At 46.5% G+C, this 18,204-nt stretch carries 14 protein-coding genes; 5 read left to right on the top strand and 9 right to left on the bottom strand.

Going from position 1 to position 18,204, the window contains the following annotated elements; translation table 11 throughout:
• Positions 1-133 precede the first annotated feature (133 nt).
• Complete coding sequence (locus H8K32_RS07755) at positions 134-538, bottom strand: hypothetical protein (protein ID WP_186911903.1); 405 nt, start codon at positions 536-538, stop codon at positions 134-136.
• Positions 539-725: 187 nt separating this feature from the next.
• The gene (locus tag H8K32_RS07750) at positions 726-2,024 is read right to left on the bottom strand and encodes an HlyD family secretion protein (protein WP_186911902.1); all 1,299 of its coding nucleotides are present in this window, start codon (positions 2,022-2,024) and stop codon (positions 726-728) included.
• Positions 2,025-2,366: 342 nt separating this feature from the next.
• Here H8K32_RS07750 and xth point away from each other — a divergent pair, with 342 nt between their 5' ends.
• On the top strand, positions 2,367-3,131 hold the full coding sequence (xth, locus tag H8K32_RS07745; RefSeq protein WP_186911901.1) for an exodeoxyribonuclease III: 765 nt from the start codon (positions 2,367-2,369) through the stop codon (positions 3,129-3,131).
• A gap of 25 nt (positions 3,132-3,156) precedes the next feature.
• On the opposite strand, the gene H8K32_RS20565 is transcribed toward xth, so the two are convergent.
• Positions 3,157-5,034: a methyl-accepting chemotaxis protein gene (locus H8K32_RS20565; protein WP_186911900.1), complete on the bottom strand. Its 1,878-nt coding sequence runs from the start codon at positions 5,032-5,034 to the stop codon at positions 3,157-3,159.
• 241 nt (positions 5,035-5,275) lie between these two features.
• On the opposite strand from H8K32_RS20565, the gene H8K32_RS07735 reads away from it, so the two are divergent.
• Positions 5,276-5,806, top strand: coding sequence for a GNAT family N-acetyltransferase (locus H8K32_RS07735; protein ID WP_186911899.1), 531 nt, complete (start codon positions 5,276-5,278; stop codon positions 5,804-5,806).
• A gap of 183 nt (positions 5,807-5,989) precedes the next feature.
• On the opposite strand, the gene H8K32_RS07730 is transcribed toward H8K32_RS07735, so the two are convergent.
• Positions 5,990-6,460: a cyanophycin metabolism-associated DUF1854 family protein gene (locus tag H8K32_RS07730; RefSeq protein WP_186911898.1), complete on the bottom strand. Its 471-nt coding sequence runs from the start codon at positions 6,458-6,460 to the stop codon at positions 5,990-5,992.
• Positions 6,457-8,718 (bottom strand): cyanophycin metabolism-associated ABC transporter, encoded by a 2,262-nt coding sequence (locus tag H8K32_RS07725; protein ID WP_186911897.1) that lies wholly within the window; start codon positions 8,716-8,718, stop codon positions 6,457-6,459. The genes H8K32_RS07730 and H8K32_RS07725 overlap by 4 nt, the downstream gene beginning before the upstream one ends.
• Before the next feature lie 377 nt (positions 8,719-9,095).
• Between H8K32_RS07725 and H8K32_RS07720 the strand changes: the two genes are divergently transcribed.
• A complete protein-coding gene (locus H8K32_RS07720; protein WP_186911896.1) occupies positions 9,096-11,279 on the top strand; it encodes a cyanophycin synthetase in 2,184 nt (727 codons plus the stop codon).
• A gap of 205 nt (positions 11,280-11,484) precedes the next feature.
• Entirely contained in the window at positions 11,485-14,055 is a 2,571-nt protein-coding gene (gene cphA / locus H8K32_RS07715) for a cyanophycin synthetase (protein WP_186911895.1), read from the top strand.
• A gap of 74 nt (positions 14,056-14,129) precedes the next feature.
• Here cphA and H8K32_RS07710 read toward each other — a convergent pair whose 3' ends face one another.
• The 4 genes from H8K32_RS07710 to H8K32_RS07695 all read right to left on the bottom strand — a co-directional run bounded on the left by H8K32_RS07710 (position 14,130) and on the right by H8K32_RS07695 (position 16,438).
• Positions 14,130-14,576 (bottom strand): hypothetical protein, encoded by a 447-nt coding sequence (locus H8K32_RS07710; protein WP_186911894.1) that lies wholly within the window; start codon positions 14,574-14,576, stop codon positions 14,130-14,132.
• A 151-nt stretch (positions 14,577-14,727) separates the two neighbouring features.
• Positions 14,728-15,273, bottom strand: coding sequence for a cysteine hydrolase family protein (locus H8K32_RS07705; protein ID WP_186911893.1), 546 nt, complete (start codon positions 15,271-15,273; stop codon positions 14,728-14,730).
• A gap of 117 nt (positions 15,274-15,390) precedes the next feature.
• A complete protein-coding gene (locus H8K32_RS07700) occupies positions 15,391-15,735 on the bottom strand; it encodes a ribbon-helix-helix domain-containing protein (RefSeq protein WP_186911892.1) in 345 nt (114 codons plus the stop codon).
• A gap of 121 nt (positions 15,736-15,856) precedes the next feature.
• The gene (locus tag H8K32_RS07695) at positions 15,857-16,438 is read right to left on the bottom strand and encodes a DJ-1/PfpI family protein (RefSeq protein WP_186911891.1); all 582 of its coding nucleotides are present in this window, start codon (positions 16,436-16,438) and stop codon (positions 15,857-15,859) included.
• A gap of 368 nt (positions 16,439-16,806) precedes the next feature.
• Here H8K32_RS07695 and H8K32_RS07690 point away from each other — a divergent pair, with 368 nt between their 5' ends.
• Positions 16,807-18,138 (top strand): diguanylate cyclase, encoded by a 1,332-nt coding sequence (locus tag H8K32_RS07690; RefSeq protein WP_186911890.1) that lies wholly within the window; start codon positions 16,807-16,809, stop codon positions 18,136-18,138.
• Positions 18,139-18,204 lie beyond the last annotated feature (66 nt).

The raw sequence follows: 18,204 nt of genomic DNA, 5'->3' as shown, positions 1-18,204 counted from the left end.
TAATGTCCTTGGCAAGCTCTTTTGCCAACGCTTTAAGTTTCTCTCTATCCATTACAATGTCCATCGGTAAATTCCTCTTCAGAGGTTAATAGACCGTGGACATTTACACAAATTTATTTACAGGCTCATTTTATTATTTTGGTTTGCAAACAGCGGCCGCCGTTAAAAATCCTGCCGCTCTACCAAATCTTGCACCTAAATTTGCTCCCGCCGCACAACCAATACCATCGGTTGGTAAACTGGCGAGACCGCATCCAATACCAGCTCCAACTACTGTACCAACTTGTGCAGAAATTGCTACGCATGATCCTTGAGAAAGTCCAGAGCTAGTACTACCATATCCCTTGTCGCTATAAAGTGCTGCAACATCAGAACTTGACAAGCCGCCACCACCTCCACCTCCACCTCCTCCACCTCCACCTCCTCCACCTCCTCCACCTCCACCGCCACCTTCATCCAATTGCATTTGTTCATCATCCTCAACAGCCACGCCACCACTAACTGCTTCTAAAACTGCCAAATCTGTAATCATCTTCATGATATTTCCTAACCATAAATATGTTAAATCAAGCCCATTCACCCTATGTGAATAAACTCTACTACCACCGTTCTCGGTCTTGACCACCTTGAACGGTTTTTCGACCTGAGCAGAATGGCACTTGCTGTTCTGCTCAGTATTCGAATTCTTTACTCTCTTGATTTTTATTGATCTTCTTTGCTAAATTTCAGGTCGTTCTGTTAGCTACCGCCAATACCGGCTCTAACACCCATTCCCAGATTTGTCTGCTGTCTTGCAAGACATCGGCTTCTAAGGTCATGCCTGGCTTTAATGCCTGCGTTTGTCCATAGGCTTGAATATTTTGCTTTTCTAATTTCACTTTGATGCGATATAAAGCCTCATTGCTGTTAAACCCCTGAATGTTCTGTTGGGCAGTACTAAGAATCGTGCTTGCCAAATTGGGAGGTAATTCACTCGGCGCAAAAGGGGTTTTACTGACATCAATGACGGTGCCTTTTTGCAGCCCAAATTTTTGATAAGGAAAAGCCTGATAGCGAATCAAGACTGTTTGCCCTGGACTGACAAATCCTGCCGCATGGCTCGGTGCATACAGTTGCGCTTCAAGTTGTGCTTGATGAGGAATCAAAGTAGCGAGGCTTTGACCGGCGGCAATAGATTGCCCAGGCTGAAAATTAATCGTTGTAACGATGCCGGCTTCTGGTGCGGTAATAAAGTTCGCCTTGCGGTTACTGTTTTCCACCATTTCTTGCTGAAGACTAGCAAGGCTACGGTCAAGTTGCGCCTGATCATTGGCCAGACTGTTGGTTAAATCCGCGTATTCAGCTTTAAGTGCTAATTGGTTAGCTGTCAGTTGTAGTTTATTGCGTTGAAGTGAAGACAAACGTGTATCGATGTCGATGAGGTCTTCTTGCTTTTGTTGTGTCTGTGCTTCAGACACATAGCCGCTCGTTTGCAGGCGTTGAAACTTGTTCACGCTCTCTTGTGCGAGTTGGTGACGGTGTTGGGCTAAGGTGATCTCTTGTTCAAGCTGCGTCGCTTCCGTTTCCAGATTACGTAAATGTAATTGGATCGCTTGCTTCTTTTCATTCGTTTGCTGAAGGCGTTGACGTTGCTCGGCTTCGAGACTTTGATGGCGGGCTTGCAGCTGTTGTGCAACCAGCTCAGATAATTCACCTTGACCATTATTATGCTCTGTCGCCAGCTCAAACAAAGCCTGGCCTGCACGTACCGAGTCACCTTCTTTGATTAACTGACGTTTAATAACGCCAGTATTGGTCACCATCAGACTGATGCTACCACCTTCGGGGGAGGTGATGCCTGTAATACGTGCCTTCTTCGTCATACTACCGAAGTAGATGAAGGTAATGAGTGCCATCGTAATAAAGGTCGCAACAATCGCGATCAACCAAGCAGAAATCGGTTGAGCTAAGCGTATCGCGCCCATCCATTGCTGGCTGTTGGCTGCGGTGACTTCAGGGCGGAATAAAGGCGACTCATCAGGCATGATTGAATTTAATCCAAGTAATAATCATCAAAAATCAATAAATTATTTATATCATTTTCACAAACACGAGTAAATTATAATATGACTTTTTTCATTACTTAATGTTGCTTTTTCGATTCATTACGAAACAATAGCTTTTTCTCATTTTGAACGACGAGATTTGTGCAAAGACGCCTTTCCAGACTAAAAGTCGGGCAACGCCTCGCACAACGTATAATGCCAACACACGAGAATTGATGAAGTCGCATGCCTATAATTATTTGCAGTAAGATTTGTAGCCAGAATAAGTAAAGTTACAAATTCCCAATAAATACACAACAAAATCAAACACTTAAAACATCTATGAAAATTACCACCTGGAACGTCAACTCTTTAAAAGTCCGATTACCGCAAGTACTGAAATGGCTGGAGTCCAATCCTGTAGATGTGCTGTGCATACAAGAGACCAAGCTGACGGATGATAAATTTCCGCAAGCGGAGATTGAAGCAGCGGGTTATCACGTAGCCTTTACGGGGCAAAAGACGTATAACGGCGTGGCGATTTTGTCTAAGCACCCGCTGTCTGACGTGCAGAAAAACAATCCGCAATTTGAAGATGAACAGCAAAGAATTATTGCGGCAACGATCAACGGCATGCGCATTATTTGCGCGTATGTGCCGAATGGTCAGGCGCCTGACTCTGATAAATTTCAGTACAAATTGAGATGGTTGGCGTCGTTGAAAAATTGGGTACAAGAAGAAATGCAACGCTACCCGCAACTGGCAATATTGGGAGACTACAACATTGCACCGGAAGACCGCGATGTCCATGATCCGGCGGCGTGGGTTGGTATGAATTTGGTGTCACCTGAAGAACGTGCAGCGTTGCAGGCATTGCTGGATTTGGGCTTGACAGATAGCTTCCGTCAGTTTGAACAAGCAGAGAAGTCGTTTAGCTGGTGGGATTATCGGGCGCTGGGATTCAGGCTCAATAAGGGTGTGCGTATCGATCACATTTTGTTATCAGCGCCGTTAGCGCAACGATGCAGCGCGTGTGGGATAGATAAAGTGCCGCGTAAATGGGAGCAGCCATCGGATCATGCGCCGGTGACTGCTACCCTGGATTAATCAAACCTCTAAATAAATACCTGGCTTATTCTTCATACGGCAAGCCAGGTGGAGCAGACTTCGGTTTGTTCACTTTGCTTGCAGGTGCAATGCGTGGAGCTGATTGGGTTTGCTCCATACGGAATGCAGACATGGCTGTTTTAAGTAAATTTGCCTGCTCTTCTAATGAGCCTGCTGCTGCGGCCGCTTGCTCCACCAATGCCGCATTCTGTTGCGTTGCCTCGTCCATGTGGGCCAGGGCGACATTCACTTGTTGGATACCATCACTTTGCTCGGCAGAAGCCGACGTGATTTCATTGATGATTGATGCAACCTGATCAACCGCAGCAACAATACGCGTCATCGCGGCACCAGCTTTATCTACCAGTTCAGAACCTTCGTTGACCTTGCTGACAGAATCTTCAATGAGGCTCTTAATTTCTTGCGCCGCTGCGGCACTACGTTGCGCCAGGGTACGTACTTCACTCGCTACAACGGCAAAGCCGCGCCCTTGCTCACCGGCTCTGGCTGCTTCTACGGCGGCGTTCAAGGCGAGGATATTAGTTTGAAACGCGATGCCTTCAATGACGCTGATAATATCTACAATTTTGCGAGAGCTATCTGAAATGCCTTGCATGGTGCTGACGACTTTATTCACCACTTCACCGCCTTGTGTCGCCACATCTGATGCATTGACTGCCATTTTGTTTGCTTCACGGGCATTTTCTGCATTGTTTTTGACGGCATCCGTCAGCTCTTCCATGCTCGCTGCAGTTTGTTCCAGTGACGAAGCTTGTTGTTCAGTGCGACCAGATAAGTCCATGTTCCCGGTCGCAATTTCAGTCGCGCCTACGGTGATGGAGTCGGTGGCTTTTCGTACGTCCACCACCATGACACGAAGCTGCTCAAGGAAATTATTAAAGGCCTGTGCGGTTTGTGCGACTTCATCTTCACCTTCCACGTTGATTTGACGACTCAGATCACCACCACCTGCTGCAATATCCGCCATCGCATCACGTACACGTTGCAAACCGGAGAGCATGTGTCCGACCAACCAGGTTGAAGCTGGTACGATAATCGCCAACAGCACGATCAGCACAATGGCAGAGATCATCAGTAATTGATCCAAAGAAGCGAGCGCTTTCTTTTTATCAACGACTAATGCGAGGTACATGTCTGAACCAGTGACTGGTTGCAAAAACAAAAAGCTAGCTTTGTCAGCGATGACCGTTTCTATCGGGTCGGTATTTTTGGCGAGCTTACTTAAATTATCCAGAGCCAGTTCTGGTGCGATGTCTTTCGCAGGCTTTAAAACTTTAGTCTGGTCCGAATGTGCTAATACCTGGCCAGATTTATCTAACAAAAACGCATACCCATCGCCCGTCAGCTTAACGTTGAGAATTTGATCGACAATCTTAGTCAGAAAAACGTCAGCAGCGGCAACGCCACCCTCGCCGCCTTTAACTGGTGCAGCGAAGGAGATCATTAGTCCAGGAGGGGTAACGCCCATGTAAGCCGAAGTCACAATCGGTTTTTTGGCCTCAATTGCACCTTTGTACCATGGTCTGACCGTTGGATCGTAACCAGCAGGAGGCGCGTCTGCTGGATTATTGGTGAACGTCTTATCTGGTTGACCGAGATAGACACTGAGGAAATTACCACCGCCACGTATCATTGCTAAACTGGCTTGTAGATCAGTGCCGTCGCCCAGAGATTTTGCCAAGCTCTCAACAAGTGAAGTGTTAATTTGTATCCAGTTACTTAATACCGCGTTGTAACTCGTTGCCACTCCGCGAATTTCGTTATTCAAGTCATTTTCAATTTGCGACCGCATCCGGAGATAACTGCCAACGGTTAAAAATACCGTGCAAACAGTGACCAATAAAGCAATGACAAAAATCAAACGTCCTTTTAATGACTTCATAACATCTCCTTTGTTCTCTTGAAACTACAATCAGTGAATACACGTGAATATTTGCAAGGGGCACAGACATATGAAGCACATGTAAAATGGCATCCGTAAATTAATATTACTCTGGAAAAGTAGGATCACAAGAAAAAGTTTTTGATATTACTTTTGAGCAATAAAAGGAATTCTGATCAAAGCATGTTCCATCATAAACAGAGCCATAGTGTGCAAGTAAAAATAGAATACACGTATCTTTATGCAAGCAATTATCACCAATAGATTGGCGTTGCGTTTATTCAACATCAACGATGTAAAATTCGTTTATGAACTCATGAACGACCCAAGCTGGATTAAAAACATCGGTAATCGAGGCATTAGCGATCTGGAAAAGGCACGGGCATGGATAGTTGAAGGTCCATTAGCTTGTCAAGCCAGATTCGGATTTAGTTTTTACGTTGTCACCTTGCGTGACACAGGTATCGCCATTGGTTGTTGTGGCTTAATTAAACGCGATGTGCTTGAACACGCTGATATTGGATACGCATTTCTACCAGCTTACTGGGGGAATGGTTACGCGTTGGAAGCTGCCCTCGCGACGGTGAGGCATGCAGAAGAAGATCTTGGTCTAGACAAGTTACTCGCGATTACCTCACCAGACAATATCAGTTCTAACAAACTCATTAAAAAGATGGGTTTTAACTTAGATGATGTCGTTGTGCTGAATTTATCTGGTGAGAAAAAGCTAAGCAACTTGTACAGCTATACTTTTCCAAGAAGAACTTCTTGATTGTCTATTGAAAGAACTTACTTGAGGACATTTCCGCAAAAAAAATACGTAGACGTAGGCGGAGCTGAATTGCTGTAAAGCGCTCTAACCTGGTTGGTGCTCTTTGCAGAACAATTTCATTAGGTTTAAGCAATATCCCCCAGCAAGGTGCGACAAAATCACTGGGGCGATGTGTCTAAAATTCTATAAGAAGCGATCAAGAATTTTGCGGCTATGTTTATCAATCTCAAACATATCCCGTATCAAAAATTGTATTCCATGATTATCGGTAATCAGTAACGACGTGGCACCTATGCGGCGTATATCTTCATCGCCTTTGAGCACAAAATCAGTTTCGCCACGGTCTGTACTAACGCTCCACGTGCATGGCACAGCAAAGCTGCTGACGCCTTTAATGTGAGAGATCTCTGGCATGAATTCACGCCCTTCCAACTCTTCCATCACCAGAGTTCTGGAGTTGTCTGAGAGGTCTGATAGCTCATTGATCCATGCAACCTCACGACCATCTGTCAGCACCATAGAAATACCGACTAATGGTGATTGAATCGGAAATGCGCGCACTGGCACCACACCCTCAAATACTTCACCAGCTTCATTCGTCAAAATAAGCTTGCCGAAGGAATTACGTTGCAATTCAAATTTTGTTGTACTCATTCTTCACTCTCAGCTAAAGCGGCATTTCTGGCTTGTGCCTGATACAAGTTGTAGTAAGCGCCCTGTTTTGCCATTAATTCGTCGTGCCCACCAACTTCAACGATTTGTCCGCGATCCAGCACCACCAGACGATCTGCTTTATGTAAGGTCGATAATCGATGTGCAATCGCAATCGTAGTGCGGCCTTTGACCAGATTATCGAGGGCTTTTTGAATTTCTTTTTCTGTTTGCGAGTCAACCGAAGATGTCGCTTCGTCCATGATCAGAATACGCGGATCAATCAGCAAGGCGCGAGCAATCGAAATACGCTGACGCTCACCACCTGACAAGCCCTGACCGCGCTCACCGACCATAGAATCGTAGCCTTGTGGTAGACGCAAAATGAACTCGTGCGCATGCGCTGCACGAGCAGCTGCAATAATGTCTTCGCGGCTTGCGTCTGGTCTGCCGTAGGCGATGTTTTCTGCAATGGTGCCGAAGAATAAGAAAGGCTCTTGCAAGACCAGACCAATATTACGGCGGTAATCTGACACGGCAAATGAACGGATATCAACTCCATCAAGCAAAATCGCACCTTCCGATACGTCGTAGAAACGACAAATCAGATTGACTAAGGTACTCTTACCGGAACCACTATGTCCGACCAGACCAATCATTTCACCTGGTTTGATATTGAGTGAAATACCGCGATTGACGGCACGATTTCCATAGCGGAAACCAACTTCACGCAATTCAATCTGACCTTTAACTTCATTGACCTTCACTGGGTTTTGCGGATCAGGAACGCTGGAAACATGGTCTAAAATATCGAAAATACGCTTCGCCGCCGACGCCGATTTTTGCGTGACTGACACGATGCGGCTCATGGAATCGATACGGCCATAGAAGCTGCCGATGAAAGACACCGCGGCTACCAATGCACCGACAGTAATCTCACTTTTTGAAACTTGCCAGATACCAAACGCCCACACCACCAAAATACCGATGTCGGTCAAAAATGACACGGTAGGTGAAAACAGCGACCAGACTTTATTCAGTTTGTCGTTGACTACCAGATTGTGTTTATTCGCGTCACGGAAGCGCCCTGCTTCTCGCGCCTCTTGCGCAAAGGCTTTCACCACACGAATACCGGGAATGGTATCGGATAACACATTCGTCACCTCACCCCAGACGCGGTCAATTTTTTCAAATCCGGTGCGCAGTTTGTCGCGTACCAAATGAATCGTCCATGCAATAAATGGCAACGGCAATAAAGTGACGAGCGCCAGCTTGGTATTAATTTCCAGCAAAAAGGCAGCTGTCATAATAAACATTAATACGTCTGTGGCAAAATCGAGCAAATGCAGCGATAAATACACGCAAATACGGTCACTCTCGCTACCAATACGTGACATCAGATCGCCTGTACGTTTGCCACCAAAATACTCTAAGGACAATTTCAATAAGTGTTCGTAGGTAGCAGTACGAAGATCCGCTCCAATACGCTCAGAAACCAAAGCGAGGATATAAGTTTTACCCCAACTTAATAACCATGCAATCAAAGCAGAGCCAAGCAAACCGCCGATATAGGTAACAACCAGTCTTGGATCTACAGCCTGATGGCTTTGGTAAGGGATCAATACTTCATCCGTCAATGGCTTAGTCAAATAGCGCGGAATCATATGCGCGGCAGTACCCAATAGCATCAACGTGAAACCGATCAGCAACTGAAACCTATAGGGACGTGCGAAGCGCCATAAACGGAATAAAGTCCACGTGGACGGCGGCGTATAGATAACTTTAGTACAAACCGGGCACTCTTCCTGATCAGGCTCTAATACAGCTTTGCAGCTAGGACAAATGTTTTGTTCGACTTCGACGACAGGCAAACCACTTATACGGCTTTCTAATTGTTTGTTGAACTGATCGAGCAAGCGGATCGCCAACAAATTCTGCCCCAGGGTAAAACGCCAGGTAGCCAGCAACCCTTGTTTATCTGTCAACTGAAGATAGCCGACCCCCGCATGATCATAGTGCGCGAGTTGCAAATCTTTGCGATACGCCCAGCTTTTCCATGCCGATTCGCCCGCGGTGCGAGATAAAATAGCTTGGTCAGTGACCACGATGAGGCCTTTAACAAAGCGAAGTTGATGATCTAAGTCAACCTCAAACGCACTTAAAACGTTTTCGCCTCTGGCGACTTGCTTTGATAATTCGTCTTGCCACCTCGCTGGAAGTGACAATATAGGCGACTCTGAACTGATTTGTGGTGTGGTCATCGTGCTGCAAACTCCGGCGGTAGAGCTTGTCCCGCATCAAATCGGGACATATTTTTGAAAAAAAGGGATAACTTGACTTCCGTTATAGGCTTAAGGCATATCACGGAGACAGCAATTTACGGTATTCTATCGAATAGAAAATAATCAGGCGAAACTGATCATGAGGTTTAACTGCTGTTGCGCTAACGCGCAAGTATATCAGCAAGCATCCCTTCTGAAGCTGGTTTGTATTGATTAGATGAATTGCGCCAGATGGAAATAAATTAAAAAAACCATTTTTATTTCCAAAATAACAAAGAATGTCCTGAATAAGAGAATAAAAACTCTAAAATGATAAGACCCGGTCAAAACAACCTGGCCTAAAAGAAATTACTTACATGACGACAAAGAAGAAAGACATCAGCATTCTCCGTGTAAATCATTTGCGCGGACCGAATATCTGGACCTACCGCCCTGTGATTGAAACGTGGCTGGACATTGGTGCGCTGGAAGACACGCCCTCTGACCAGTTACCCGGGCTTTATGAAAGACTGACCGCCTGGTTGCCAGGCCTGATCGAACATCGATGCGGTGTTGGCGAACGTGGCGGTTTTTTAGAGCGACTCAAAGAAGGCACTTGGGCTGGTCATATTTTGGAGCACGTTGTCCTCGAATTGCAAAACCTGGCTGGTATGCGTACAGGATTTGGACAAACTCGCTCGACGCATTTGGTTGGCGTCTACAAAATGGCGTTCCGTACCCGCGAAGAACAAGTAGGTCGCGCAGCATTGAATGCTGGCCGTGAATTATTGATGGCAGCAATTGAAGATCAGGCTTTTGATGTCGCCGCCAAAGTCAACGAATTGCGTGAACTGGTCGACGACCGTTGTCTCGGCCCGAGCACTGCAAATATTGTTGATGCAGCAACTGCGCGCAAAATCCCCTCAATACGCCTGACAGATGGCAACCTTGTGCAACTTGGTTACGGTGCAGCACAACGTCGCATCTGGACTGCTGAAACCGATCGCACCAGTGCGATTGCTGAAGGCATTGCTTCCGATAAAGATTTAACCAAAACCTTGCTCAAGAGCTGCGGCGTTCCTGTGCCTGAAGGCTGCATCGTCCGCAGCGCCGAAGAAGCCTGGGAAGAAGCGCAAGACATCGGTTTGCCAGTGGTTGTCAAACCTTACGATGGCAACCATGGTCGTGGCGTATCCCTCAATCTGATGACGCAAGCTGATGTTGAAGCGGCGTATCATCTGGCAGCCCGCAAAGGCGATAGCAAGAGCGTTATTGTCGAACGCTTTATCGCTGGCGATGAACACAGAATTTTGGTTGTTGGCAAAAAAGTCGTTGCCGCTGCCAAAGGTGAATCCTTATGGGTCGTTGGTAATGGTACTTCCAATATCAAACAACTGGTTGATGACCAAATCAATATAGATCCACGTCGCGGCACTGGAGAAGATTCACCGTTGAACGCGCTGGACCCCGAATATGGCGCCGAAATTTTACTTGAGCTCAAACGTCAGGGTATGGATGCCTTCTCGATTCCAGTCGATGGACAACGCGTTCTGATCCAGCCAAATGGTAACGTCGCAATGGATGTCACGGACACCATTCATCCGGAAGTTGCTGCCGCTGCAACCTTAGCAGCGCGCATCGTTGGTCTGGATATCGCAGGCGTTGATCTGGTTGCTGAAGATATCTCGAAACCTCTTTCTCAACAGCGTGGCGCGATTATTGAAGTTAATGCTAGCCCGGGTCTGCTGGCTCATATCAAACCAGCCAATGGTGAAGGTCGTGAAGTAGGCAAAGCGATTGTTGAACATTTGTTTGCGCCAGATGAATCTGGACGAATCCAAATCGTTGGTGTAGCCGGTACGCGCAAAGCAAGCCTGATTTCGCGTCTGATCGGCGCCTTACTGCATATGAACAATATGCAAACCGGTGTCGCTAGCAGCCAAGGTCTGTATTTAAATAAACGTCTGGTTACCGAAGGCAATTGCGCTACATGGGAGAGTGGTCAGCGTTTGCTGATCAATCGCAATGTTCAGGCTGCTGTGTTTGAAACCAATGCACGGACGATCTTGACGGATGGACTCGCGTACGACAAATGCAGCGTTGGGGTGGTCACTGATCTCGACGGACATACTGAATTGGCGGACTTTTATATTCAGGATGCTGATCAGATGTACAAGATCATGCGTACTCAGGTCGATGTTATTTTGCCTGATGGCGTCGCAGTCTTGAATGCTTCTGAACCAGCAGTTGTCGAATTAGCTGAACTGTGCGATGGTAAAGTTATTTTCTACGCGCTGGATGCGACACTGCCGGTGATCGTCAAACATCGCGAAGAAGGTGAGCGCGTTGTATTCGTACGCGATCAGAACATTGTCCTTGCCAACGGCGCTGAAGAAACAGCCTTGTTGCCGCTCTCTTCGTTAAAGCCAGCGAAAGCGGCGCAACCGGAAAGTATATTGGCAGCGGTGGCAGCAGCTTGGGCTCTGAATATTGATCCGGAACTGATAGAAGCAGGACTCAGAACCTTTGATTCCAACCAAAAACGGAATATTGACGAGTGATTGCATAGGACATTCCGGTTGCTTGGGTAGATTGCAGTTCGTCGTAACGCAAACTTAAACAATTAACTGGAATAAGCAGCTGGAATAAGCAGTTGGGCTAGCATAGTCCGCTCAATGACTATTTGATTTACATTTTACAGTTGGCGATGCACGGCACACGGCACCTCGCCAATTGATTTATGACCTTTCAACAGGACTAAGTTTTATGGAAGTATCACGCATACGTGCCCTGCGCGGCCCCAATTTGTGGAGCCACCATACGGCAGTAGAAGCCATCGTCGCCTGCAGCGAGGCTGAATGCTCAATTGCGAGTCTGATCGGATTTGAAGACCGCTTGCGTGCCTTATTCCCTGAATTAAGCGTATTGCAACCTACCGGACACAATGACGCCATTCCAATTGCACACGTGTTTGAGTTAACGGCCCTTGGACTTCAGGCACAAGCTGGCTGCCCGGTAACGTTCAGCCGTACCACACAGACCTTAGAACCTGGAATTTTTCAGGTGGTGGTGGAATACACCGAAGAATCAGTGGGACGCCTGGCGCTTGAGCTTGCAGAAAAGCTGATCGCTGCCGCATTAAACAATGAGAATTTTGATCTGAATGCCGCACTTGACCAATTGCGCGAGCTGGATGAAGATATCCGTCTGGGACCTTCAACGGGTGCAATCGTCAACGCTGCTTTGGCACGCAACATCCCCTATCGTCGCCTGACTGATGGCAGCCTGGTCGTTTTTGGCTGGGGTTCGCGTCAACGCAAGATTCAAGCCGCCGAAATGGATGGCACCAGTGCCATTGCAGAAGCGATTGCCCAAGATAAAGAATTAACCAAAAAATTATTACACGCTGCTGGTGTTCCGGTGCCTATGGGGCGCTCTGTCACCAGCCCTGATGATGCATGGGAAGCCGCTTTAGAAGTTGGCCTGCCAGTGGTTATCAAGCCAAAAGACGGCAATCAGGGTAAAGGCGTGACCGTCAATGTGACGACGCGCGAACAACTCGAAGCAGGCTACCATGCAGCGTCAGAATTCCGTGACGACATTCTGGTAGAACGTTTCTTACCAGGCAATGATTTCCGTTTGCTGGTAATAGGCAATAAATTAATTGCCGCGGCACGTCGTGATCCACCGCAAGTAGTTGGTGATGGCAAACAATCAGTACGACAGCTCGTTGAACAGGTCAACAAAGACCCACGTCGCGGCAGCGGTCATTCGACCTCTCTGACAAAAATTCGCTTTGATGATATCGCACTCGCCAGTCTTGCCAAACAAGGTTTTGAAGCTGATTCGATTCCGCCAAAAGGTCAACGCGTCGTATTGCGTAACAACGCCAACCTGTCAACAGGTGGCGCGGCAACCGATGTGACCGATGATGTCCATCCAGAAGTTGCAGCGCGCGCAATCGCAGCAGCCCAAATGGTGGGTCTCGATATTTGTGGCGTCGACCTGGTTTGCGACAGCGTCTTAAAACCGATCGAAGCACAAAATGGCGGCATCGTCGAAGTCAATGCCGCGCCTGGTTTACGCATGCACTTGTCACCATCATTCGGCAAAGGGCGTGCAGTTGGTGAAGCGATTATTGACGCGATGTTTGAAGATGGCGACGATGGCCGCATTCCTATCGTTGCAGTCACCGGCACCAATGGCAAAACTACGACCGTACGCTTAATCGCGCATCTGATGACAGCAAGTGGCTTGCGGACTGGTATGACCAATACCGACGGCGTCTACGTTGAAGGACGTCAGATTGATAGCGGCGATTGCAGTGGCCCGCGCAGTGCTCGCAATGTATTGTCCCATCCTGACGTTGATGCGGCAGTATTCGAAACAGCACGCGGCGGTGTTTTACGTGAAGGCCTGGCTTACGATCGTTGCCAGGTTGCCGTCATTACCAACATCGGTTCTGGCGATCATTTAGGCTTGAATTACATCACCACGGTAGAAGACTTAGCGGTCTTAAAACGTGTGATTGTGCAGAACGTGGCTGATGACGGTTATGCAGTCTTAAATGCCGCCGATCCTATCGTCGCAAATATGGCGGCAAACTGCCCTTCTCCGGTAATTTTCTTTGCCGCAGATAAGCAAAATGCCGTTATGGCAGCGCATCGAGCCCAAGGCAAACGTACAGTGTATGTCGACAATGGAAACTTAGTTGCCGCTGAAGGCAAGTCACGTGAATGTATCCCGATGACTGAAATTCCTATCACGCGCAACGGCAGTATCGGATTCCAGGTTGAGAACGTTATGGCATCGGTAGCAGCAGCCTGGGCGGCTGGCATTAGCTGGGAACACATCCGCGAGGGTTTAAAAACCTTCGCAAATGAAGCAGATAACGCACCAGGTCGCTTCAACGTGTTTAACTACCGAGGTGCAACGTTGATTGCTGATTATGGTCATAACCCGGATGCAATTTTAGCCTTGGTCAAAGCGGTAGAAACCATGCCGGCAAACCGTCGCTCCGTCGTCATCAGTGGCGCTGGTGATCGCCGTGATCAGGATATTCGTCAGCAAACTGAAATCCTTGGAAATTCATTTGATGATGTCGTCTTATACCAGGATCAGTGCCAACGTGGTCGTGCGGATGGTGAAGTTGTTGCACTGTTGCGTGAAGGCTTGAAGAGTGCAACTAAAACCACGCGCATCGATGAAATCAATGGCGAATTTGTCGCTATCGACCTGGCGATGGACAGATTAAATGAAGGTGATTTATGCCTGATTTTGATTGATCAGGTCGAGGAAGCTTTAGCGCATATTGCTCAACGTGTAGCAAAAGACTAAATCAGATTCACAACACATAAAAAATGCCGGCGCGAATATTTTGCGCTGGCATTTTTATTTTCAGCTCATCAAATTCAGGCTTCTGCTTCCTTTACCACGCCTACAGCGCGAAAAACATTAGCCCCACTGGCAAGCATATAAACGCCGGTACAGAGGAACATCATCGCAAACAGCTTGGGAATTAAACTGAACGAGTCACCAGGAAAAGTTCGCCAAACAATCACACTGACGATAGGAAAGAACAAACCAAACAACATACGACCAAACCAACCGGCATTACCTTCTGCACCGGTCGCGCAATTCTTATATGCCAGCGCCTTGAATACACCGCTTTTATCGGTGCCAGCAAGAACGACTTCATTGCCCTCATTAATTAATACTGGCTCTTTTGACTTCAATGTCACTTGTTTATCGCCAACTTGAAACATGGCGATATGTGTTGTACTGACTTCACTTTCATTGCCGCCGCTGATGCTGACGGTATTGCGCACGCTTGCAGCCTGTCCTTTAAGTCTGTCCATCCTTGTCTCCATCTGATTTTTTTTGAATTTACTTCATTTTATTAACCTCTTTTTACTACTGTTTGCTCTACAACTCACTGCTCACTACGGACTACTCACCACCCAAACACCAAAACGCACCGAAACGCACCGAAAAATTTTCTTCTCAAACTTACACTGACAAGCCAAACACGATCTGTTCACTGATAATCGCTTTGATTGCTGGTCCAAAACTTCGGATATTCGGTAACGTGGCATTATGATGCGCACGGATCAGCTCCGCACTAGCATGGCCTTTATCATGGGTGGTATGGGCATCTGCAACCAGAATAACCGGAAAACCCAAAGCCGCAGCGCGCCGTGTGGTGGTATCTACACAAAACTCGGTCGCATAGCCACAAATCATCACTTGCTCAGTGTCCCATTGACGCAGCAATTCAGCCAAATTGGTATTCAAAAATGAATCTGGTGTAGTTTTTCGCAGAATCACATCCCCCTCTTCAACAATCAGGCTAGGCTCAAGCTGCCAACTTTCAAAACCAAACTCTAATGCAGTTCCTGCTGCCTCGTGCTGTACAAACACGACTGGAGTAGCAGCCAACCGAGCACGTTCGGTTAGGGTGTTGATGCGAGAAATCACCAAATCGGATTCAAAAGGGCGAGGTTCTGCATCAAACAAGCCACGCTGTACATCAATAATGAGTAAAGCTGATTTCATAAATATTTGATAAATGGTTTAGTTTTGAAATATGAATCTAGTAGCTGAACTATTTTGTTAATTTTTTATAAATCAAGCAAAAATGAAGCAGCACGTCGCGACTACTTTTATCTTCAATCAACTCATCAAAGGAATGTTGATAAGTCGGGACGAGGTAAGACTTGCAAGCGGCATTTGCTTATCGCTGGAAATGTCACCATCCACCATCAGTGATGTATAACGCAAACAGCAAACACGCAAAAAAGACGAGAAATTATCGATATGACCGCGATATTGGTTCAACTCATCGTAGAGTTTGGTAATCAATTGATTGGTACTGAGACCGTCGCGTTCAGCGATTTCTTGCAAGGTGTGCCAGAACAGTTTTTCCAGCCTGATAGAGGTCACAACGCCATGGAGGCGTATAGAGCGCGCTTTTGATTCATACAAGCCAGGATCGGCCTTAACAAAAATCTCACACATAAATTCTCCCGCACATCGACAAGAAATCACGCAGTACTGGCGCAAATTTGTTGCTAAGGATTGCAGCAAAGCTCAACCAGCAATTTTGCGTCAGTTGTCGATTATACGGGTAGTGTTAGATTTACAAATGTATTTTTGTACCTAATAGAGACAAAAATTGAGCAATCCATGCCGGGTGCGCTGGCCAAGCCGGCGCTGTCACAAAATTCTTATCTGTGATTGCTTCTGTTACAGCGATTTGCGCATAATGCCCACCAGCAGCCTCCACTTCTGGCTGACAAGCGGGGTAGGCGGAACAGCGAACACCTTCCAATACTTTTGCAGCGGCTAAGATTTGGGCACCGTGGCACACCGCTGCCACAGGTTTATTGTTTTGTGCAAAATATTGCACAATCGCGATGACGCGGGAATTCAAACGTAAATATTCTGGTGCTCTACCACCAGGAATCAACAAACCATCGTATTCAGTCTCGTTCACTTTGGCAAAATCATGTGTCACAGTAAACCGATGCCCAGGCTTCTCTGTGTATGTTTGCTGCCCTTCGAAGTCATGAATAGCGGTCATCACAAAGTCACCAGCTTGTTTATCGGGGCAAACCGCATGAACCTGGTGCCCAATCGCCAGCAGCGCCTGAAACGGCACCATTACCTCATAGTCCTCGACAAAGTCGCCGACCAGCATAAGAATTTTTTTACTTGCCATGATGTCTCCAGAAATATAGTCTAGTATGTCAGCATTGCTTTGACTTAATGCCACAACTCTTTTAGTCTACAATGAGACGCACTGCAGTACACAATTTAAGAGCCATTGAATTGTTAAGCGGATTGACATCAATGTGGTAATTGCGGGTTACTACATCTAAATTTAGAGATTCTCGTCAAAAGGCAATCATAATTGGCAAGATCAAGCTGCATTGCGGGTCTAGCTAATTCTTAAATACCAAATAAACAACCCTGCACAAATTTTCATCATGAAATAAAACGAATTAGGAAGAATTTCGTATAAAATTCTTCCGCGCAACATAGGCTATGGTGTCTAGGTTGAAAAGGCAAAAAGTGCACGGAGTCAAAATGCCAGAAGTTGTATCAATTTTCAAAAATAAAGTACTGCTGCTTACCCAGACTTTTTTCATCAAAGATAACAAAAAAGAACTCTTGCTTTGCGCGCACAAGTACGATTTTGACATCCTGTTTTTTGACCAGATGAGTGACTTCGTCACAGCGGTACAAACCTCCGATGGCAATGACCTGTTCGTAATCGATCTGGACGTGCTGTATAACATGCAAAATGACATGTCTCAGCAACGTCGTCAAACCATGTTCCTCAGTGATTTACTGCAGCGTCTGCCGCAGAGTAAACACTATGTGTATTTGCAAACTGTACGCCAAGGTGAGCGTTTCCTATTACAGCAAAAATTAGTGGAAAGCAATTGCCTGGCTTACGCGGAAAAACCTATCACGAACGATGTTTTGGTCGATAAATTATTTAATCTGTTCGGCAAACACAAACGTGGCGAATTAAATGCGATTGTTTATCTCGGCGACACAGCACCGCTTGATACAACGATGTTAGAAGAAAACGGCGTAGAATTAATTCAATGCTTAGACGCACGCGCTTTACATCTGCGGGTTAAAGAAACCCAGCCTGATATCGTATTAATCAACGAAGCCCAATATTTGAACACCGAAGCCTTAGTAGGTGTCTTAAAAAAGAATATTGAGTTTGATCCCGGTCGGGCAATCATCATGCTGCAAGATGAGTCTTCCCCCGCACTGGCACGCAAAGCGCTCGATAGCGGCTTTGATGAAATCCTGAATGTGACAGACATCGATGTACTAACCCGTCAGGTGCTCAATCGTATCAATAAAATTCGTGCAAGTAAGGATTTAATCAGCCGCGACCGTGCAACCGGTCTGCTTAATAAAGTAGGCTTACAAAACAAAGCACTCGATATGATACGACGCGCCGCCAGATCTGAAAAATCTCTCGCGTATGGCGTCATCGATATTGACAAATTCAAGACCATTAACGACACCTGGGGACATTATTTCGGTGACATCGTTATTAAGCGACTTTCGCTGATTTTGTCGGCACATTTGGGTGAGCATGATTTACTGAGCCGCTTTGGTGGTGAAGAGTTTGTTGCTGTATTTTGGGATACAGATCTTGAACAAGGCAAACGCAAGCTAGACGAAATGCGACTAGCTTTCGGCAAGGTTGCCTTTGAAGTAACTCCGGGTGAAATCAAAAACTTTAGCTTCAGCGGTGGCGTCGCCGATTTTCCTAGTTTCAAAACAGAAAATGCGTTGTTCTTGCAAGCGGACGCAATGCTATACCAAGCCAAGCAAGGTGGCAGAAATCAAATCTGCATTGCAACACCTGACTTGAAAGATTGCGCTTAACATTGAAGACGTGGATCGTGCTTAAGACACCATCCACATCATCCCACTTCAAAAAGCAGTCATTTA

The organism is Cognatundibacterium jejuense (assembly GCF_014284255.1).
GTDB classification, from domain to species: domain Bacteria; phylum Pseudomonadota; class Gammaproteobacteria; order Burkholderiales; family Burkholderiaceae_D; genus Undibacterium; species Undibacterium jejuense.
The sequence above is the reverse complement of the archived record's forward strand: the minus strand, read 5'-3'. Positions and strand labels throughout refer to the sequence as shown.

Coding starts and splice junctions, on each gene's coding strand:
- H8K32_RS07735 (WP_186911899.1), top strand. CDS start 5,276: ATGCAAGCAATTATCACCAATAGATTGGCGTTGCGTTTATTCAACATC.
- H8K32_RS07755 (WP_186911903.1), bottom strand. CDS start 538: ATGAAGATGATTACAGATTTGGCAGTTTTAGAAGCAGTTAGTGGTGGC.
- xth (WP_186911901.1), top strand. CDS start 2,367: ATGAAAATTACCACCTGGAACGTCAACTCTTTAAAAGTCCGATTACCG.
- H8K32_RS20565 (WP_186911900.1), bottom strand. CDS start 5,034: ATGAAGTCATTAAAAGGACGTTTGATTTTTGTCATTGCTTTATTGGTC.
- H8K32_RS07690 (WP_186911890.1), top strand. CDS start 16,807: ATGCCAGAAGTTGTATCAATTTTCAAAAATAAAGTACTGCTGCTTACC.
- H8K32_RS07750 (WP_186911902.1), bottom strand. CDS start 2,024: ATGCCTGATGAGTCGCCTTTATTCCGCCCTGAAGTCACCGCAGCCAAC.
- H8K32_RS07710 (WP_186911894.1), bottom strand. CDS start 14,576: ATGGACAGACTTAAAGGACAGGCTGCAAGCGTGCGCAATACCGTCAGC.
- H8K32_RS07700 (WP_186911892.1), bottom strand. CDS start 15,735: ATGTGTGAGATTTTTGTTAAGGCCGATCCTGGCTTGTATGAATCAAAA.
- H8K32_RS07695 (WP_186911891.1), bottom strand. CDS start 16,438: ATGGCAAGTAAAAAAATTCTTATGCTGGTCGGCGACTTTGTCGAGGAC.
- cphA (WP_186911895.1), top strand. CDS start 11,485: ATGGAAGTATCACGCATACGTGCCCTGCGCGGCCCCAATTTGTGGAGC.
- H8K32_RS07730 (WP_186911898.1), bottom strand. CDS start 6,460: ATGAGTACAACAAAATTTGAATTGCAACGTAATTCCTTCGGCAAGCTT.
- H8K32_RS07705 (WP_186911893.1), bottom strand. CDS start 15,273: ATGAAATCAGCTTTACTCATTATTGATGTACAGCGTGGCTTGTTTGAT.
- H8K32_RS07720 (WP_186911896.1), top strand. CDS start 9,096: ATGACGACAAAGAAGAAAGACATCAGCATTCTCCGTGTAAATCATTTG.
- H8K32_RS07725 (WP_186911897.1), bottom strand. CDS start 8,718: ATGACCACACCACAAATCAGTTCAGAGTCGCCTATATTGTCACTTCCA.